The organism is Ureibacillus thermophilus (assembly GCF_004331915.1).
GTDB classification, from domain to species: domain Bacteria; phylum Bacillota; class Bacilli; order Bacillales_A; family Planococcaceae; genus Ureibacillus; species Ureibacillus thermophilus.
Genome location: NZ_CP036528.1, coordinates 362,209 through 380,804 on the forward strand (window position 1 = coordinate 362,209; position 18,596 = coordinate 380,804).

General features: G+C 38.6%; 18 protein-coding genes. 6 read left to right on the forward strand and 12 right to left on the reverse strand.

The annotated features are described in order from the left end of the window. Window positions 1-53: 53 nt before the first annotated feature. The 7 genes from DKZ56_RS01655 to DKZ56_RS01685 are packed head-to-tail and all read right to left on the reverse strand — an operon-like array spanning window position 54 to window position 5,832. A complete protein-coding gene (locus DKZ56_RS01655) occupies window positions 54-443 on the reverse strand; it encodes a Na+/H+ antiporter subunit G (protein WP_208650990.1) in 390 nt (129 codons plus the stop codon). Further along, window positions 421-705: a Na(+)/H(+) antiporter subunit F1 gene (locus DKZ56_RS01660; protein WP_208650991.1), complete on the reverse strand. Its 285-nt coding sequence runs from the start codon at window positions 703-705 to the stop codon at window positions 421-423. Before DKZ56_RS01660 ends, DKZ56_RS01655 begins: the two co-directional genes overlap by 23 nt. Further along, window positions 702-1,187, reverse strand: coding sequence for a Na+/H+ antiporter subunit E (locus DKZ56_RS01665; protein ID WP_208650992.1), 486 nt, complete (start codon window positions 1,185-1,187; stop codon window positions 702-704). The genes DKZ56_RS01660 and DKZ56_RS01665 overlap by 4 nt, the downstream gene beginning before the upstream one ends. Window positions 1,188-1,198: 11 nt before the next feature. Continuing rightward, window positions 1,199-2,680, reverse strand: coding sequence for a Na+/H+ antiporter subunit D (locus tag DKZ56_RS01670; protein WP_208650993.1), 1,482 nt, complete (start codon window positions 2,678-2,680; stop codon window positions 1,199-1,201). Continuing rightward, on the reverse strand, window positions 2,673-3,011 hold the full coding sequence (locus DKZ56_RS01675; RefSeq protein WP_208650994.1) for a Na(+)/H(+) antiporter subunit C: 339 nt from the start codon (window positions 3,009-3,011) through the stop codon (window positions 2,673-2,675). Before DKZ56_RS01675 ends, DKZ56_RS01670 begins: the two co-directional genes overlap by 8 nt. Before the next feature lie 3 nt (window positions 3,012-3,014). Then, a complete protein-coding gene (locus tag DKZ56_RS01680) occupies window positions 3,015-3,437 on the reverse strand; it encodes a Na(+)/H(+) antiporter subunit B (RefSeq protein WP_208650995.1) in 423 nt (140 codons plus the stop codon). After that, window positions 3,427-5,832 carry a Na+/H+ antiporter subunit A gene (locus tag DKZ56_RS01685; protein WP_208650996.1) on the reverse strand — a complete coding sequence of 802 codons (2,406 nt, stop codon included), beginning with the start codon at window positions 5,830-5,832 and terminating at the stop codon, window positions 3,427-3,429. The genes DKZ56_RS01680 and DKZ56_RS01685 overlap by 11 nt, the downstream gene beginning before the upstream one ends. 213 nt (window positions 5,833-6,045) lie before the next feature. Between DKZ56_RS01685 and DKZ56_RS01690 the strand changes: the two genes are divergently transcribed. Together DKZ56_RS01690 and DKZ56_RS01695 are read left to right on the forward strand one after the other, a co-directional pair. Then, window positions 6,046-6,729, forward strand: a complete 684-nt coding sequence (locus DKZ56_RS01690) for a universal stress protein (protein ID WP_208652131.1) — start codon at window positions 6,046-6,048, stop codon at window positions 6,727-6,729. A gap of 108 nt (window positions 6,730-6,837) precedes the next feature. After that, window positions 6,838-7,560 carry a YetF domain-containing protein gene (locus DKZ56_RS01695; RefSeq protein WP_208650997.1) on the forward strand — a complete coding sequence of 241 codons (723 nt, stop codon included), beginning with the start codon at window positions 6,838-6,840 and terminating at the stop codon, window positions 7,558-7,560. A 32-nt stretch (window positions 7,561-7,592) separates the two neighbouring features. On the opposite strand, the gene DKZ56_RS01700 is transcribed toward DKZ56_RS01695, so the two are convergent. Beyond that, window positions 7,593-8,291: a CBS domain-containing protein gene (locus DKZ56_RS01700; protein WP_208650998.1), complete on the reverse strand. Its 699-nt coding sequence runs from the start codon at window positions 8,289-8,291 to the stop codon at window positions 7,593-7,595. A 180-nt stretch (window positions 8,292-8,471) separates the two neighbouring features. On the opposite strand from DKZ56_RS01700, the gene DKZ56_RS01705 reads away from it, so the two are divergent. Genes DKZ56_RS01705 through DKZ56_RS01715 form a run of 3 tightly spaced genes read left to right on the forward strand, consistent with a single transcriptional unit; the run spans window position 8,472 to window position 11,879 of the window. Further along, a complete protein-coding gene (locus DKZ56_RS01705; protein ID WP_208650999.1) occupies window positions 8,472-9,380 on the forward strand; it encodes an EamA family transporter in 909 nt (302 codons plus the stop codon). A gap of 34 nt (window positions 9,381-9,414) precedes the next feature. Further along, a complete protein-coding gene (argH, locus tag DKZ56_RS01710; RefSeq protein ID WP_208651000.1) occupies window positions 9,415-10,947 on the forward strand; it encodes an argininosuccinate lyase in 1,533 nt (510 codons plus the stop codon). Beyond that, window positions 10,944-11,879 carry an N-acetylglucosamine kinase gene (locus tag DKZ56_RS01715; protein ID WP_208651001.1) on the forward strand — a complete coding sequence of 312 codons (936 nt, stop codon included), beginning with the start codon at window positions 10,944-10,946 and terminating at the stop codon, window positions 11,877-11,879. Before argH ends, DKZ56_RS01715 begins: the two co-directional genes overlap by 4 nt. A 77-nt stretch (window positions 11,880-11,956) precedes the next feature. On the opposite strand, the gene DKZ56_RS01720 is transcribed toward DKZ56_RS01715, so the two are convergent. The 4 genes from DKZ56_RS01720 to aceA form a co-directional block, all read right to left on the reverse strand. Further along, window positions 11,957-13,222: a transglutaminase domain-containing protein gene (locus tag DKZ56_RS01720; RefSeq protein ID WP_208651002.1), complete on the reverse strand. Its 1,266-nt coding sequence runs from the start codon at window positions 13,220-13,222 to the stop codon at window positions 11,957-11,959. A gap of 142 nt (window positions 13,223-13,364) precedes the next feature. Then, entirely contained in the window at window positions 13,365-14,081 is a 717-nt protein-coding gene (locus DKZ56_RS01725; RefSeq protein WP_208651003.1) for a glycosyltransferase family 2 protein, read from the reverse strand. 443 nt (window positions 14,082-14,524) lie between these two features. Further along, on the reverse strand, window positions 14,525-15,697 hold the full coding sequence (locus DKZ56_RS01730; protein WP_208651004.1) for a pyridoxal-phosphate-dependent aminotransferase family protein: 1,173 nt from the start codon (window positions 15,695-15,697) through the stop codon (window positions 14,525-14,527). Between the two features lie 615 nt (window positions 15,698-16,312). Continuing rightward, window positions 16,313-17,605 carry an isocitrate lyase gene (gene aceA, locus DKZ56_RS01735; RefSeq protein ID WP_208651005.1) on the reverse strand — a complete coding sequence of 431 codons (1,293 nt, stop codon included), beginning with the start codon at window positions 17,603-17,605 and terminating at the stop codon, window positions 16,313-16,315. A 214-nt stretch (window positions 17,606-17,819) separates the two neighbouring features. On the opposite strand from aceA, the gene DKZ56_RS01740 reads away from it, so the two are divergent. Continuing rightward, window positions 17,820-18,491 (forward strand): LytR/AlgR family response regulator transcription factor, encoded by a 672-nt coding sequence (locus DKZ56_RS01740; protein ID WP_245989578.1) that lies wholly within the window; start codon window positions 17,820-17,822, stop codon window positions 18,489-18,491. Window positions 18,492-18,596 lie beyond the last annotated feature (105 nt).

The following is an 18,596-nucleotide window of genomic DNA, read 5'->3' on the forward strand; positions in this document are numbered from 1 at the left end:
CAATTCTATTCTGTATTCACGAAATGTTCATTCAATATATTATTGATTTCCCATTAGACATTCAAGTTATTATTTGCTCGCTCTGCATCTTTATCGCCAAACAATATCGGCTTTAATTCATCTTCGCCGGAGCCTTCCGCTAATGGTACGCCTGAGCGATAGGCAGCTCGGATGATGAGATGGGTAGCTACAGGAGAAGTGATAAATACAAATAGAATCCCTAAGATTAATCGAACGCTAAAATATCCATCTTGCACCCATATATAAAAGAATGAAGCGATAAGACAAAATAGAACCCCTAACGTTGCGCTTTTTGCAATCGCATGAGCCCTGGTATATACATCAGGCAAACGCAGCATTCCAAAGGCGCTAATGACGCTAATAATGGACCCCATCAGAATAATAAGGGCGCAAATCCACTCAATAATCTGACTTGCGTTCAATAATAACTCCCCTTTCGATATATTTGGAAAAGGCAATGGTTCCAATAAAGGATAAAATCCCGATGATTAAGATCGCTTCTAAAAAAGCTGTCGTTTTTAATAAAATGGAGATGATCGCCATCGAAGAAATTAAATTGATGCCAATTATATCAAATGCTATAGCTCTGTCTGGCATTGAAGGGCCTTTAATCACCCGGACTAAATGCATTGCATTGGCAACCATAAACAACGTTAAAGAAATGAGCAATATAATATCAATCAATCACGGGACACCTCCAATATCAACGTTTCAAATCGTCCCAACGAACGAATTAAATCTTCCTTCTGTCCAATATCCATTGCATGAATATATAACTCATTTCCCGATTCCGATACTTCCATCACGACGGAACCGGGCGTCAATGTTAATAACAGCGAAAGAGCTGTTACCTCCCAATCTTTCTTTAAAATCGTTTCATACTTAAAAATTCCTGGTGTAATCTTCAAATTTGGCGTCAACACTTGTTTCATGACAACAAAACCGGAAACAATCAACTCTCGGAAGAAGACAATGATAAGTTTAAAAATTTTCATTGCTCGAATTAGATAAAACTGGGTGCCAAAATATCGATGCATCACATAAAGGATGAAAGTACCTACGATAAATCCAGTGTTAAAAGTGGCAAGGGTAGGTGTAGGCTCATCTTTTAAAAGCAGCCAAAGCAGGGCAATCAATAAATTTAATATAAATTGAGCAAAAAACACCACTACACCCCCTAACTTTCCCTTAAAACAGCATTAATATAGACTGATGGATCAACAAGCGTATTGGCCGCATCTAGTACATACACTAATAACTTTTCAGCTCCAATACCAATTCCAGCAATGCAAAAGGAAAAGGCAACAAGCGATGCCATCGAAGCAGCTGGAAACGGCTTCTTGTCTTCATTGGTAATAATCGTTTCCCCAAAGAAGGAGCTTAGGAAAATTTTTAATAAAGAAAAGAGTACTACTAAACTAGAAGCAAATCCAAGGAATAATAATATGTAAGAACCTGCCTCAATAGCCCCTTTGCCAATCAGCACTTTCCCTACAAAACCGCTTAGTGGAGGAATGCCGACCAATGCCAGCATCGCCAAGAAATAAATCCATCCAAACAAAGGATAATTTCGGATAAGCCCACTCATATAGTCAATCAATTTCTCTCCGGTTAAATAGAGCATCATCCCAACTAACAGGAACAACAACGCTTTCGCCACCATGTCATGGACTAAGTAAAATACAGCCCCTGCCAACGCAATCTCCGTACCAACGGCTAGCCCAATTAAAATGAAACCCACAGCAATCACAATGTTATATGCTGCAATTCGTAATACATTTCGGGATGATAATGCCCCTAAACATCCTAAAATGATCGTTAAACCGGCAAAAACGCCGATAATTGTATGGGTTACTTCTGGACGATGTGGGAACATCAATGTGAACGTGCGAATCAATGCATAAACCCCAACTTTTGTAAGAAGGGCTGCAAACAACGCTTGTACTGCCGCAGGAGGAACCACATAAGAACCGGGCAGCCAGAAGAAGAGTACTAAACCCGCCTTCAAACTGAAAACAAGCAATAAAACGAGGGAAACCGTCGTTAACATGGGATCTTGCCCAACTTCAGCAACCCTCTCTGCAATGTGGGCCATGTTCAATGTTTTTACCGTTCCATATAAATAGGCTAGAGCAATCAAAAAAATAGACGAACCTACTACATTAATTAGCACATATTTGATAGATTCCCGCAGTTGAACCTTTTCTCCGCCCAATGCCACCAACACATAAGAAGACATTAACATTACTTCAAAACAAACGAATAAGTTAAAAATATCTCCTGTTAAGAAGGCGCCATTGACACCGGCTACTAAGAGTAAAACAAATGAATAAAAGTACATATTTTCATGCCGTTTCTCAATTGTAGAAAAGGCGTAAAACAAACATAACATGGTTACAATGCTTGCTGTGAGCACCATTAACACAGAGAAAGTATCAGCAACAAACAAAATGCCAAAAGGAACTTCCCAATCTCCAAAGGCTATTTTTAAAATTCCTTCCCTTTGTACAAGTTCCAACAATACAAAGGAAATGATGCTAACTGCAAGCATTGTGATAATGGAGATAATCCTTTGCACAACAATATGATTACCCAAAAACACCAAGACAACTGCTGTAAAAATTGGAATAACCAGTGGCAATACAATAATGTTATTCATCTGTCATTCCTCTCAATTCTTTAAAATCATCAGAACCATTCGTTTTATAAGTGTAGTATGCTAACACAAGCAAAAAAGCAGTCGTTGCAAAGCTGATGACAATCGCCGTTAAAACTAAGGCTTGAGGCAACGCATCGGTAAAAGGCTCTACCCCATGTCCAAGTAAAGGCACATTCCCTGTTTTTAATCCCCCTACCGTTATAATCAATAAATTCACCGCATGGGATAATACAGCCGTGCCAATAATGACGCGTATCATGTTTCTTGAAAGAATCAAATAGGTTGCCACTGAAACGAGTATTCCAATGAGAATCATCATCACTTGCTCCATAAACTACTCATCCTCACTTATACTTAAAATCATAGTGACAATTGTGCCAATGACCGTTAACGCAACTCCCGCTTCAAACAAGGTAACCGTCGTTAAATGTTTTTCCCCTATAAACGGAAACTGGTAATAGCCATCCGTATGGGACAAAAACGGGAAATTGAAATAGATGGATAGAAGCCCTGTTCCTACTGCAATAAGCACCCCAAGGGCAGCCACTTTCTTAAAATCAACAGGCATTTTTCTCTGAACGGTTTCAATATCGTATGTGATATAAAGAAGAATAATCCCGGAAGCGAGAACAAGCCCTCCAATAAATCCGCCCCCTGGCGCATGGTGTCCTGAGAAAAACAGCGATACACCAAGAGTGAGGATAATGAAAACAACTACTTTGACAACCGTCCGCAAAATCACATCATTAATTCGCATCCGTTCCCCCTCCTTTTGCTTTCAGCTTAATGAGGGTATAAACACCTAAACCTGCAATAAACAATACAACTACTTCAAGCATTGTATCGAAAGCGCGGAAATCTCCTAAAATGGTATTCACGATGTTTTTCCCGCCAGCCAACTCATAGGAATCATTAAAGTAATTAGAAATCGTCATAAACTTCTCGTAATATAGAACGGCAAAACCTACAAAGGTTACCGTTGCCCCCATGGTTAAAGAGATAAATAGATTTCGGATCTTCTTGGATTTCGGTTCCAGCTCTTTCTTTATTTCAGGCAAATGTCTAAAACAAATCAGAAATAGTACCGTTGAAACAGATTCCACAACAAGCTGCGTTAATGCCAAATCCGGAGCTCGAAAAACGATGAAGAAAAAGGCAACCGAATAGCCTAGAACGCTGCTGAGAAATACAATTGTAATGCGGGATTTAGCAAACAAAATTCCAACGGCAGAAACGATGGCAATCAAAATTAATACAATTTCAAATACCTCCAACATTTCATGCTGGATAGGGCTCCACGAAAATACATCTGCATATAGAAAATACCCGCCGACAATGATTAAAAATACTAGAAAAATATAGACGAAATAATCTGTTAAATTTCCAGTCATATATCGGATTGTAAAGCGATGCGACAGCGACTCGCTTAACGTAATTCCATTATTAAAAAGTGTGTTCAATGAGAATTTTTGGGGAAACACACGATAAATCTGCTTCCAATATTTCAACAAACGGTATAGCAAAATCCCCGCAATGATGACAAAAATCGTCATCCATAATTCAGGGCTAAACCCATGCCAAGCATGAATGGTTGGCGTTAATTCCTCTATTGAGGAGAATGATGGATAGATGCTTGCCATGGCCGGTCTTAAAATATATTGGCCTAGCAAATTAGGGAAAAAGAAAATTCCAACAACTAAAACAATGAGAATATAAGGGGAAATCAGCATTCCAATCGGCGCTTCATGAGGATGTTTGTCTAATAAATGGGATTTCACATCCCCAAAGAACGTTTTTCCAACAATGATTAAGCAGTAGATAAAAGTAAAAACACTTGCCACCCATGCGATAATTGGAATTAAAATGCCGATATAGTCAAGAGAAAAAACGCTTGCATCATGAATATGAAGGGTTGCAGCAAAGAACATTTCTTTGCTTAAAAAGCCATTGAACGGCGGAAGACCTGCCATCGACAAACTGCCGATTAAGGCAATCGTAAAGGTTAATGGCATAAACGACATCAGTCCGCCAAGTCTGCGAATATCCCGCGTCCCCAATTCATGGTCAATGATTCCGACCATCATAAATAGGGCACCTTTAAAGGTAGAGTGGTTAATTAAATGGAAGATGGCGGCAAAGGCTGCTTGTGTATAAATCATCGTTTCAGCAGAATAACCTAAATAGATGGCTACAGAACCCATTCCCAATAAACTCATAATGAGGCCTAATTGGCTGACTGTAGAAAAGGCAAGCAATGCTTTTAAGTCCACTTGCTTCACAGCATTAAAGGAACCCCAAAACAATGTAAATAAACCAACTCCTGTCACTAACCAGAACCATATTGCCTCGCTGCCAAAAATCGGTGTAAACCTTGCGACCAAATAGATTCCTGCTTTAACCATCGTAGCGGAATGCAAATAGGCACTGACAGGCGTGGGAGCTTCCATCGCATCAGGCAGCCAAATATAAAACGGAAATTGGGCAGACTTTGTAAAAGCCCCTAATAAAATCAATACAAGGGTAGGCACAAATAAAGCGCTGTCCTGAATCAAATCCACCTTTTCAATAATCTCTCGAATGCTCAACGTACCCGCCATCTCATACAGCATTAAAAACCCAGCAAGCATGGAGATTCCGCCGGCGACCGTAATGAGCATCGATTTCCTTGCCCCTGCCCGGGAAGCTTTCCGATGATGCCAAAAGGCGATTAACAAAAATGAAGAAACACTTGTTAATTCCCAAAATCCATATAATACTAATAAGTTATCTGACAGTACGACTCCCAACATTGCTCCCATAAACAATAGCAGGTAGCAATAAAAGTGGTATAGCTGCTCGCTTTTCGATAAATAAAAAATTGAATATAAACCAACTAAGCTTCCAATCCCAGTAATAAGTAAACTAAAAACTAAACTGAGACCGTCTAAATAAGTAGTGAAATTAATGCCTAACGAGGGGATCCATTCATGGGTGAAAGTAATCACTTCACCATTGGAAATGCGAGGGATATATGTAGTTAATAAAATAAATAATACGAGAGAAACAGCTGTTACAAACCAACCGATATGCCTCTTCTGAATGTACCTATGAAATATAGGTATTAGCATAGCAAAAATAAATGGGATAAGGACAATAAAAACGTCAACCGTCACAACCCCTCTCCTCCTTTCACCTATTTCATATACTTGACGAACGGAAAACTACATTGCATAATAATTTGTCAATAACATACTTTTTATTAAATATGTATAAAACAGAAAAATTAAAACTTTACCTACCATTTTAAGTATATAATAAAGTAACATGAATTTCATGAATTTTGACTGAAAATTCGGGAGGATAACAATTTAAGAGGTGCAAATATGGTGAATGATATTAAAAAGCGTTCGGATGAAAGCATTTTAGTTTGCGTTTACTATGGGTTAAACGGTGAAAGGCTAATTCGAAGAGGATATAAGCTTGCCACTTTGCTCAATTGTCCATTATATATATTAACCGTTGATTCAAAACCTGTAGACAAATTTGATGCTGAAAAGTCAGGTTATATTGAACGATGGACAGAATTGTCTAAAGAACTTGGAGTGGAAAAATTCATTATAAAAGATAATGAAAAACGTCCAATCCAAAAAGTTATTGCAGAGGTAGCAAAAGAATTGAACGTTTCCCAAATAATCGTCGGCCAAAGCGCCCAGAGCAGATGGGAAGAAATTACAAAAGGTTCTTTTTTGAATGTTTTATTAAAAGAAATTCCTTTCGTCGATTTTCATATTGTCGCAGTGAACCCTCCAACGGAAGAGGAAGAAATCGATATGTACGAAAAAGGTGTTCGGGCTTATATCGTTCCAGCAGGCGAACAATATAAAATCGTATTTACTTGCCCAAAAGGCCGCTATATAGAAGGGATTTTTTTTAAAGAAATCGGCACGGACTTTGATAACGGCATTTTCCGCTTTTCACACAACAACAAAATGATTGAATTGAAGGTAGAAGAAGATTTCGTATCAACACCTGAAAAAATTCCTGAAGAATATAAACATTATTTAGTGTAATCTTTTTCTTTTAAGCAGAAGCCAATGAGTGCTTCTGTTTTTTTATGCATAGCTCCTTCATCATTTGTTCATGCTAAAAGGAGAGATGAAAGGAGTGGCTTCTAAATTATGGAAAACTTCTGGGAAGCAAATTTTTTGGACATCCTGATTCGAAGCATCCTGACTTTCGTTATTATTTTAATATTGGCAAGAATCATCGGAAAAAAGCAATTAAGCCAATTAACCTTCTTCCATTACATTACAGGAATCACCATTGGTTCCGTTGCCGGCGAAATTACCACTCAAATAAATACCCCATTTTTTGACGGCATCATTGCGTTAGCCTGTTGGACGATTCTAACCATTGCCATGAGTTTTATTTCGATCAAATCAACAAAATTTCGCGTCATTGTCGACGATCGCCCGACGATTTTAATGCAGAATGGCGTTATTAATCAACATGGATTAAAAAAAGCGAGGCTCCACGTGGATGAATTGGCCATGCTTTTGCGTGAACAAGGCATCTTTTCCTTTGAGGAAGTCCATTACGCTGTGTTTGAAACAAATGGTGAGCTCAGTGTTATGAAAAAACCTGAATATGATCCTGCTACAAAGAAAGACGTTAAGGCGAATTATCCAAAATCACCTTACTTTCCAACCGAAGTGATTTCTGATGGGAAAATTGTGAAGAAAAACCTTTCCGAATTGAACTTAACGGAAGATTGGCTTATGAATAAACTGAAAAAGAAAAATATCCAAAATATCGAAGACGTTTTTTTCGCCCAAGTGCTTGAAGATGGCTCCCTCTATGTTTCTCTTTTTATAGATAAACAAGGTTTGTCCAAAAAATGAAGGTCAGGACAAACCTTTTCCATTATGTATAATTAATGCACTTTCATTAAATCGAGCGGAGTAATAATGCCGATTAGCTTTTGATGGGGCTTGCCATGTTCAGTTATGAGCAAGGCATCATACCGCTTCCCTCTTTCGACGCTTTCTTTGTATATCTCCTTTGCATGATAAACCGTCAAGTAGCGGCTGATAAACCTGTAGTTAACCCGCTTTTTTTCGTAGTTTAAAATATCCCGGAGCGTTGGCATTTCGTAAACTAAAATTTTATGATTTGCAATATCTGCAAGCCAATTCGTTATGCCCACTGTTGTAATTAAACCTTGGAAATCCCTTCCTTCATAAACAGGAAATTGAGTATATTTCCGCTCCTGAATAATGTCCAGTACCTCTTTTAATGAATCGTTTGTTTGAAAAGTCACCACATTTTTTCGAAACACTTGCCCTACTAAACTGGGGCGCGCCAACAGCTGGTCTATGTATTCAATCCGCTCCACCACTTGTATATGAGGCTCAGCAATAATAAAATTTTCAGATACCCGATAATGCACGATGGCATTCCGCAAATCGGCAAAGGAACGTAAATCATCCTCGTATTTCTTAACTAAAGGGCTTTTCTTTTTTGCCAAATCCACTAAACGATAAAAGGGCATGTGTTCTTTCACCTTGATGATTTTTCGCAATGTAAATGTAATCCGATTGAAAGCAGACAAAAACCGTTCAGAATTTTTCATTTTTGATTCCACCCCTTTCCTTATATTTTATTAACTTCTATTATATTCCATATTTCAGGTTGTATAGAAAATTCTTTTCTTTATATTTAATTTTCAAACTAAAGTCTATGTTTTTTTCCGGTTTTATCAAAATTTGCTATACTTTATGTTAAATCATTCATAAAAAGTAGGTTAAACAACATGAAAATCAACTTTCTTTTCCCATTGCTTATTATCATTGCTGCCAGCAGCTACGGCATTCTTTCAACCATTATTAAAGTGGCAATGACCTATGGATTTACACCTGACGAAGCGGTTACAAGCCAGTATTCAATCGGATTTGTTCTTGCTTTATTGCTTTTTATTTTTGGAAGAAGAAAACTGCCAACAATCACAAAGAAACATTTCATTATCCTTTTATTTGCCGGAATCTTTACTAGTACAACAGGAATCGTCTACGGGAAGTCTTTAAATTATTTGCCTGCTTCCCTTGCCGTTGTCCTGTTGTTTCAATTTACATGGATCGGCATGTTCATTGACTGCATCTTGCGAAAAAGATGGCCAAGCCGTCCTGAATGGTTTTCACTTGTTATTCTTTTTGTTGGAACACTCCTTGCTGCTGGAGTGTTGAATGCGGATTTATCAACCATTCAATGGCAAGGCTGGGTTTACGGTTTTGCTTCCGCTGTCAGCTTTGCCATCTTCCTGCAAATTAATTCAAGAACCATCGAAGGCATTACAACCATTGAAAGAACATTGTATACATCTTTTTTTGCTCTTATTTTCATCAGCATCTTCTTGTCACCAGAAATACTATGGAACGGTATATTAATAAGAGAAGGACTTTGGAAGTTTGGTTTAGCACTCGGTTTCTTTGGAACGATATTGCCGATTTTTCTCCTTGCCATTGCAGTGCCAAAAGTTGGCGGCGGTCTCGCTTCCATTTTAAGCGCGATGGAGTTGCCTGTAGCTGTTTCCGCATCTGTTTTGGTGCTCAATGAACCATTTTCTTGGCTGCAAGTTGCCGGCATCGTTCTCATCTTAATAGGAATAGCGCTGCCAACAGTTCTTTCTGAAAGGGAAATTAAGAACTTGAAAAAAATTTCATAACTGAGAAGTTTATTTTTTAAGCTTACTGGGGGCGATGAATGTGACGTTCCAGGAATATAAAAGCCGCATCCATGAATCTGAAGGTACTCAATTTCCTTCCAATAGCTACCGGGAAATCGTGCTGCAGCCTGCCTATGAAGAAGCAAAGAAACATTTCTTGAAAGCAATGGTGCAACTACATATTGCCCATTTAAAAATGCTGGAAGAACAACAACTCATCTCAAAAGAAGATGCGAAGAAAATCGGCACTGCAATTAGCCAACTTGACTTAGATTATTTTTCAAAGCAGGATTATCAGCCGCAATTTGAGGATTTATTTTTCCGCATCGAATACAAATTAATGGAAATCGCAGGGGATATTGCGGGAAATTTGCATATTGGAAGAAGCCGCAACGATATGGGAATTGCCATTTACCGAATGACGATCCGCGAAAAATTGCTTGCGCTGATGGAAGAATTAGTCACTTTAAGAACTTCCCTGATTACCTTTGCATTAGAGCATGTAAATACCATTATGATTGGCTATACCCATACACAACAAGCCCAGCCAACTACTTTTGCCCACTATTTAAAAGCCGTCATTGACCAGCTGACAAGGGACTTTCAGCGCATGCAGCAGGCTTATAAAACAGTAAATCGAAGCAGCATGGGTGCGGCTGCACTAACGACGACAGGTTTTAACATTAATCGGGAGCGAATGCAGGAATTGCTTGCATTTGATGATATCGTGGAAAACGCTTGGGATGCAGTGGCAGGAGCTGACTACATCGCAGAAGCGGCAAGTGTCGTGCAGCTTGCCGCATTAAACCTTGGCCGCACCGCGCAAGACTTCTTGCTGTGGGCGACGCAAGAATTTAATGCCATTAGCCTCGCCAGTCCATATGTTCAAATTAGCTCTATTATGCCGCAAAAACGGAATCCCGTTTCCATCGAGCATACTCGTTCTCTGCTATCATCCGTTGTAGGAGATGCTTCGACCGTGCTGCAAATGATTCATAATACGCCGTTTGGGGATATTGTAGATACGGAAGATGATATGCAGCCATATATTTGGCGCGCTATGGAGAAATTGCGGGGAATCTATAAACTATTTGGCAGTTTGGTAGTAACAATGGATGTGAATAAAGAGAAGCTTTTGGAGCGGGCTGAAAAAAGTTTGGCCAATGTCACGCAATTAGCGGATACGCTTGTCATAACTGAAAAAATTTCTTTCCGCCAGTCTCATAAAATTATTTCCGAGTCCATTCGTACTTTACTTAAACACCAACAGGATTCCATTGAAAATTTAACTTGGGAACTCGCCAATGAAAAATGCAAAGAACTCACAGGGAAACCATTAAACATTTCAAAAGAGTTATTCTATCAATCTTTAAAACCAACCCATTTCGTTCATGTCCGCAAGTTGCCTGGTGGCCCTGCACCCGCTACAATGACAGAATCATTATTAAAAGCCAAAGAAGAAACATCCATCCTCAGCCAATGGATTGAAGATAAAAAGAATGCTATTTTACAAAGCGAAAAACGTCTACAACAATATTTGGATGAATGGAGCCAAAGAAAAAAATGAATTCCTATATTTTAGCCGTTGATGGTGGAGCAACAAAAACGACTTTATCATTGCGCGATGCTAGCGGAAAAATCTATTTTGAAAAAACTTCAACAAGCACCAACTACCAAGCGATTGGTATAGAAAAGGCGGAGAAAGCATTTAGCCAATTGCTTCATGAGGCATATGAAGCAACAGGCATTCAAGACATTGCCGTTGCTGCCTTTGCCGTTGCTGGTATCGACACAAAAAAAGGGCAGACAATCGTTCAACAAATCGTTGAGCAAAGTTGCCGAAAATCCCTCTTTCGCATTCAACACATCATTGTGGAAAATGATGTACAGTCTACATTAATTGGATTAACGGGAAACGACGCTGGCGCCCTCGTCATCTCTGGTACAGGTTCTACAGCTTATGCTACAGACGGCAAGGGCCGAATTGAACGTACCGGCGGCTGGGGGCATCGTGTCGGAGATGAAGGCAGTGGTTACTGGATAGGTAGGGAAATATTAAATACGGTTTTTCGATATGAAGACGGCCGTCTCCAAAAACCGACCGTCCTCAAAGATTTAGTGTATGAGATGCTGCAAATCGACCATATAGAACAGCTGAACGATTGGATATATCAAACAAACTATACCAACGCACAAATCGCCAAAATTTCTACTGTTCTTTCCAAAGCAATTTCCCTAGGAGACGAGCGCGCCATTGACATTGCCTGCAATGCAGCAAAAGAATTAGTCATAATGACCGATGCAGTGCTTCGCAAAATCGAACCTATTCACGAAGGTTTTATCGTTTACTTAAACGGTGGGGTTTTAAAAAACAATCCGGTTATATTAAAACTATATAAAGAATATATGATGGAACAATATCCTCACATTTCTTTTGATTTATGCAATCAAAATCCAATAGACTATATTGCCAACAGGGCACTCCGTTCATTAAAATAGTAATGGTTTTTCAATTTCGATCAAGTCGGTCGGTACGTTAGTGACTGGGGCTAATTAAGAAGCCCCTTTTTCTTTTCTTAAAAAGTTCCAAGATCTAACTTCTTCAAACCGTCGTCTGTTGCAAAAATTAAATATCCGTCTTGCACCAATAAATTGCTTACTTTTTCCCGATAGATGATGGATTCTTCCGAGCCATCTGTCCGGATTCTCGCAAGATAGGCGCCATTCGAATAATTGCTGAAGTAAATCCATTCACCATCCCCTACAATATATTGGGCTCTGCTTTTTGTTAGTCGCTGATCTTCGCCAGTGGATAAATTTAACCGATATAATCGATGGTTATCTTGCACATTGCTGTAATACATATAACCGTCCTGTTCATAAGCGTGGTCCATTTTCGCCATAAACGCATATGTTTTGCTAGTTGCCTTTGGATAGTTTCCTTCTTTCCATTGGTGGTCCTTTTTCATCGTCGCATCATCAACAAGGAAATATTGATATCTTACTGCATTCCCACGGTCTGGTACTGGGTCATTCCAAGTTACATCAAGATGGTACCATTCCCCGTTCACTTTTACTAAATTCCAAGCATGGGGGCCCGTATGCACCTCACCGACTACATATAATGTTTCAACTCCAAGTTCCCTTAGCATTTTTAAAGCTAGGAGCGCATAGCCCTGGCAAACGCCTTTATGTTCTCTTAATACTGCAGCGGCGCTATGAGGGCTTAACACTGTATTAGTGCTATACACTGTATTTTTCACGATGTAATCATTTACAAACTTTACCTTTTCAAAATCCGACATCGTATTGGCATTCACCTGAGACAAAATGCTTGCCACTTGTTCATCTACATACTGTTCATAGGCGGCATTGGTTAAATATTGTTGATGCACTTTGATGGAGGCTTTCGATTTTCCATAGGACAACGCCACTTTCCGATCCCCTAAATGCCCTAAAATATAGTGGTCGCGTTGAGAAGCCTCTTCCACTGCCTGCTGTATAAGTTCTTCAATATTGCTTGTATCGCCAGCATACTGTATTTCAAAATCTGTCTCCCACTGGCTGAAGTGATAAAAAAATGCATCGGCTAACTCCTCGACCGACTGCACTTTTCCTGGTAGATGAATGGTATTTTGTAAAGCGGAAATGGTGGAGCTTGTTCCTTGAATCGCTTCTTTTGTTGATTCTTTTATATCGGAAATGCTAATATTTTCGATGTTTTGGGCAATCTCATTCTCATTGATCCATTGTACCGCTTTATCCCAAATTTCTTTAGAAAAATCATAAGCCGGTTTAATCATAATCAGAAGAATAATGAAAATAGTCAAACGCTTTAACAATCCCTTTCACCACCTATTCCACCGAAGAAGTTTCCCTGTTACAAGTATTGCCAAAAATATAAAAAGAAGTACTACCAAAATTAAAAGTTGGCAGCCCTTTTGGCAGTACTATAAAAATGTACGATTTTATGTTGTAAAAGTTTCATTCATGATTTTTTTTATGATGCCTTGTAAAGTTTGTAAAGATTTGCTGAATCACTTTTTGAGTGCTTACAATTTCATCGTATTGAATAATGGAATTCTTTTTTATTCTGACTTGACCAATTGGGATTTCATAAATGGGGATTTTTCGTTTAATTGCTTCCACCAGCATATTCAAATCATAATCAAAGGATTCACCGGGCACTTTCATGAGCCATGGCAATTCTTTTGTTGGAATGGAGCGCAAACCCGTTTGAGTATCCAAAATCCGCCGATGAAATAATAATTTGAACAGCAAAGAAGCTGCCTGTTGTCCCATTGTATTGATGAAGGATAAATCTTTAGAGCGGAAGTTGCGAACCCCTAATATAATCCCATTGGAAAATATTTTTAAGTTTTGCAAAATCAGACGGACATCGTCAATGGTATGCTGTCCATGAGCCCCTACTGTTAATACTGAATGGGTTTTTGGAAAATGTTTTAATACATATTCAAATCCTGTCTTTAACGCTCGGCCCTTTCCTTTATTTTCTTCATGGCTGATGACAATGCACTGATTGACCGATGAGAGTTCTTGAAAAATCGGTTGATATTTCAAGTCACTGCCGTCATTGACGATAATAATTTGCTGAATCTCTAACTCTTGTAAAGCGTTTATATACTGAACAAAAGTTGGCAAGGGGTTTAGCGTCGGAATAATCACAATCGGCCGTTCCACTGCAAGCTCTCCTTATTGAAAACATATTATTCTATAATACTAGTATACTCTTTTCATAAATTCATTTACATTTTCCGTCCCGATAAAATTCATAAAAGAGGCTGGGGCAAATCTAAAAAACATCACTTTCTCCAAAGAGAAAATGATGTTTTTTTGATATGTTATTAAAAATTGATTTCCGTTCCGAGGACCCTTTCTGCGGGCCCTCCTCTGAGTCATTCCTTCGCTCCTCGTGGTCTCGAGAGGGCTCGTCGCAGGAAAGCTTTGAATTTACTTCCTTGAACTTGCTCCGCTTTGCGACTAAGCGTGCGCGACAGGAACTTGCCCCGTCACTCCAATCAATTTTTCGTTATATCAATTTTTTATCAAAACTCTTTCAGCTACCCCTATAATTTTTTGTTTATGTCCCAGCCTCAGTTTTTTATTTTATTTATATTAAATTACTAATTCATCACTGCTTGATTCATTTCTTTCCGAAAAACTTCCATTGCTTGTTCAATTTCCGCTTCATGCCCTAACTCTTGAAGCACTTCTCCGATAGACTGAATAGCCTTTTCCAGCATTTCCGGCGTTGTATTGCCCATATGGCCCATGCGGAATGCTTTCCCTGCTAGATGGGCAAGTGAACCTGCAACGATGATTCCGCGGGATGCGAGTTTATTCCGAAAAGCAGCATCCTCCACGCCTTCCGGATAAATAAAACAACTTAATGTAGGGGCTGCCACTTCTTCATCTGCTAACGGCCGCATGCCATAGGTGCGCATGGCTGCCCGAATGCCCCGACCGTAAGCAATATGCCGTTTTTCTCGTTGTTCCATTCCTTCTTTTAAAACAATTTTTAACGCCTCATTGTATGCATAAATCAAGTTCACCGGCGGAGTAGCAAAATATTTTGACGGGTCTTGCATAATAGGCTTCCAATTTTCAATATCACAGTAGTATGCAGGAATGCGCTCCAATTGTTCCCTCGCTTTTAAGGCCGTTTGATTAAAGGCTACAATAGCAAGTCCCGGCGGTATTCCAATTGCCTTTTGGGAACCAGTCAGCACGACATCCAATTTATAATCAGGATGTCCATAAGTTTTGCTCATATCTTCTTGAATCGCTGCAGTTGCTACAACGCCATCCAAAATGACGAGAGCTCCTGCCCGTTTAATGATGGGAACTAGAGCATCCAAATTTGAAACTACCCCTGTAGATGTATCTGCATGGGTGATGGTTACAGCTTTATAGGAATTGTTCTTTAATGTTTCCTCCACTAATGCAGGATCTACTTGTTTCCCCCATTCGGATTGCAATACATCTACTTGAATATCATAAGCTTTTGCTAAATGTGTGAAACGGTCTCCAAAATAACCATGGCTGATAACGAGTAAACGTTCCCCTTTTCCAACTGTGTTGACAATCGCCATTTCCATCGCCAATGTACCTGAACCTGCAATAACAAACACTTCTCCATCCGTTTGGAATAATTGTTTTGTTTGTTGCAATGCATGTTTATAAACTTCAACAAAGCGCGGATCCGTATGCCCCCTTGTTTCGAACGCCAGCGCATCGTAAATTTCATCGACTACCGGAGTTGGACCAGGAACTAATAGTATGTCTTGATTTCGCATATACTCTTTCTCCTTTTTACTTAATTTTAAAAAATAGATTCTCGTTTAAATGATTTTTTCCTTCTTATATGACATAAAAAAAGACCTTACTTGCCAATTCTCCGAGCAAAGTAAGGTGAACATCCCCTTCTATATATATTCCTTAACATAACCCCTTTAGCAATTAAACTATCAATATAGGAGGCAACCTATAGATAGATATAAAACGATCCCCTTTGTGTAAAATGTAAGCGATTTGTTGAATTCGTTCTAAGTTAAAATTTTACTTATGTTATTACTTCGAAACGACCGTGAATTTAATCCCCATTCATCATCACTTTTCTAGAATACCCTTATATGGCGAATACATTGGATTGGTTGCTGCAATGCATAAATTGATGCAGCCCTTATTTGATTTCATATAATCCCGACGCTAAAATGCAATCCGAAACATAGGACTTCGAAAAAATTTAGTTATACGTTATTTTGTCTTGGCGTTTTCGACATACTATAAATGATTTTACAACTGAATAAATTACCATTTTCTGGTCTCATCTGGTATAAATATATTTTAAGGAGAAGGGATTAGGAATTCCCTTATTCCCTTCTCTATAAACCTATTTATGAATTATAAGATTATACGAATTGTTCAGCTTCTGTTGAACCTGCCATCGCAGTTGTTGAAGAAGTACCACCAGAGATAACCATTGATACTTCGTCAAAGTAACCTGTACCAACTTCACGTTGGTGTCTTGTAGCAGTATAACCTTTCTTCTCTAAATCAAATTCAGCTTGTTGTAGTTTAGAATAAGCTGCCATACCATGATCTTTATATTCAACAGCCAATTCAAACATAGATTTATTAAGTGTATGGAATCCTGCTAATGTTACGAATTGGAATTTGTAACCCATCTTCGCAATTTCACGCTGGAATTCTGCAATCTCTTTGTCTGAAAGATTAGCTTTCCAGTTGAAAGATGGTGAGCAGTTGTAAGCTAACATTTTGCCAGGGAATTTAGAGTGGATTCCTTCAGCAAACATGCGAGCTTCTTCTAATGATGGTTTAGATGTTTCGCACCAAATCAAGTCAGCGTATGGCGCATAAGCTAAACCGCGAGCAATCGCTTGTTCAATACCTGCTCTTGTTTTAAAGAATCCTTCAGGAGTACGTTCACCTGTAATAAATTTATGATCGCGTGGGTCAATATCGCTAGTTACCATATCCGCAGCATCAGCGTCAGTTCTAGCAATTAAGATTGTATCTACACCCATTACGTCTGCAGCTAAGCGTGCAGCAATAAGGTTGCGAACAGCATTTTGTGTTGGAAGTAATACTTTACCGCCTAAGTGACCACATTTTTTCTCAGAAGCTAATTGGTCTTCTAAGTGTACTCCAGCAGCACCCGCTTCAATCATTGCTTTTACTAATTCAAACACGTTAAGCGGACCGCCGAATCCTGCTTCTGCATCGGCAACGATTGGTGCAAACCAATCAAAATCATCGTCGCGGCCTTCTGCATGTTCTATTTGATCAGCACGTTGTAATGCTTGGTTGATTCGTTTTACTACAGCAGGAACTGAGTTTGCAGGGTATAATGATTGGTCTGGATACATATGACCTGCCAAGTTAGCATCAGCAGCTACTTGCCAACCTGATAGATAAATAGCTTTTAAACCAGCTTTAACTTGTTGTACCGCTTGGTTACCAGTCAATGCCCCTAATGCATTAATGAATTCTTCTTCATGTAGAAGTTTCCAAAGTTTAGCTGCACCACGTTTTGCCAACGTATGCTCAACCACTACAGACCCCTGTAATTTTACTACTTCTTCAGCAGTATATGGGCGTTCGATTCCTTTCCAACGTGGATTTTCAGCCCAATCTTTTTTTAGTGCTTCTACTCTTTCTTTTCTTTCTTGCTGTGTTAACATTTCCTTCACACCTTCCCCTTTAATTCAATACACTCTGTTAGAAAAGTAATTTACATTCTGTTTCATAACAGGTATATTTATTATAAACCTAATATATAACAGACCAGATAAAAATGCATAAATTTGCGACGAAATACCAAATTTTCAAGATAAAAAGTTTATTTTAGGGGATGAATACTAAAGATTCTGAATTTTACAAAAGGGGGAAGTTCATGTGGAGATCAATTCTGTTGTTATTTCAAATAAGGGGTTGGAGCAATTTAATACTATATTAAAAGATTGGATTCCGAAAAATGCATCCATTGCATTAGCTTGCGAAGATTCTTATATTCATTACTCACCAAGTATTGAACATATGCATTTAACACTAAATGAAAAAATTCATCCTGAAAGTGTTGCTGCTCGCGTTATACAAACACGAATGAAAAGCGATATCGTCGTTGATTCATCTATATTAGGTTATCCATATTTCGTTATAGGCTATCCTATTTATTTGGATCAAAAAATAGCGGCACTTATCATTATTTTCCCTTCTACCTACACTCCAGAAAAGAAAGAACCTTATAGATTTTTAACCGGAAAACAGGAAGATACATGGGTACCTGTGCCTGTAGAAGAAATTACGTATATTGAAAGTTTGCAAAAACGGACTTGGTTTTATGCTAATAATGAACTATTTAAAACTAACTTTACACTCAAAGAGCTGGAATCAAGATTGCCAGAATTTTTCATTCGAATTCATCGTTCCTATATTTTAAATATTTACTTTATCAAAAATATTACAAAAGACATCACAACCAATTTTATCATTCAACTAAAAAGTGGAATTGAATTACCTGTCAGCCAATCTTATATCAATGATTTGCGAAAAGTGCTGGAGTTTTAACTAACCTATCAGTAACAGCAATAGAATTTTGTTTTGATATATTCAAAATTGGAAATTCACATCCATGTCTCTCTACAATCCTCTCAGACAACCAGGATTAGTATG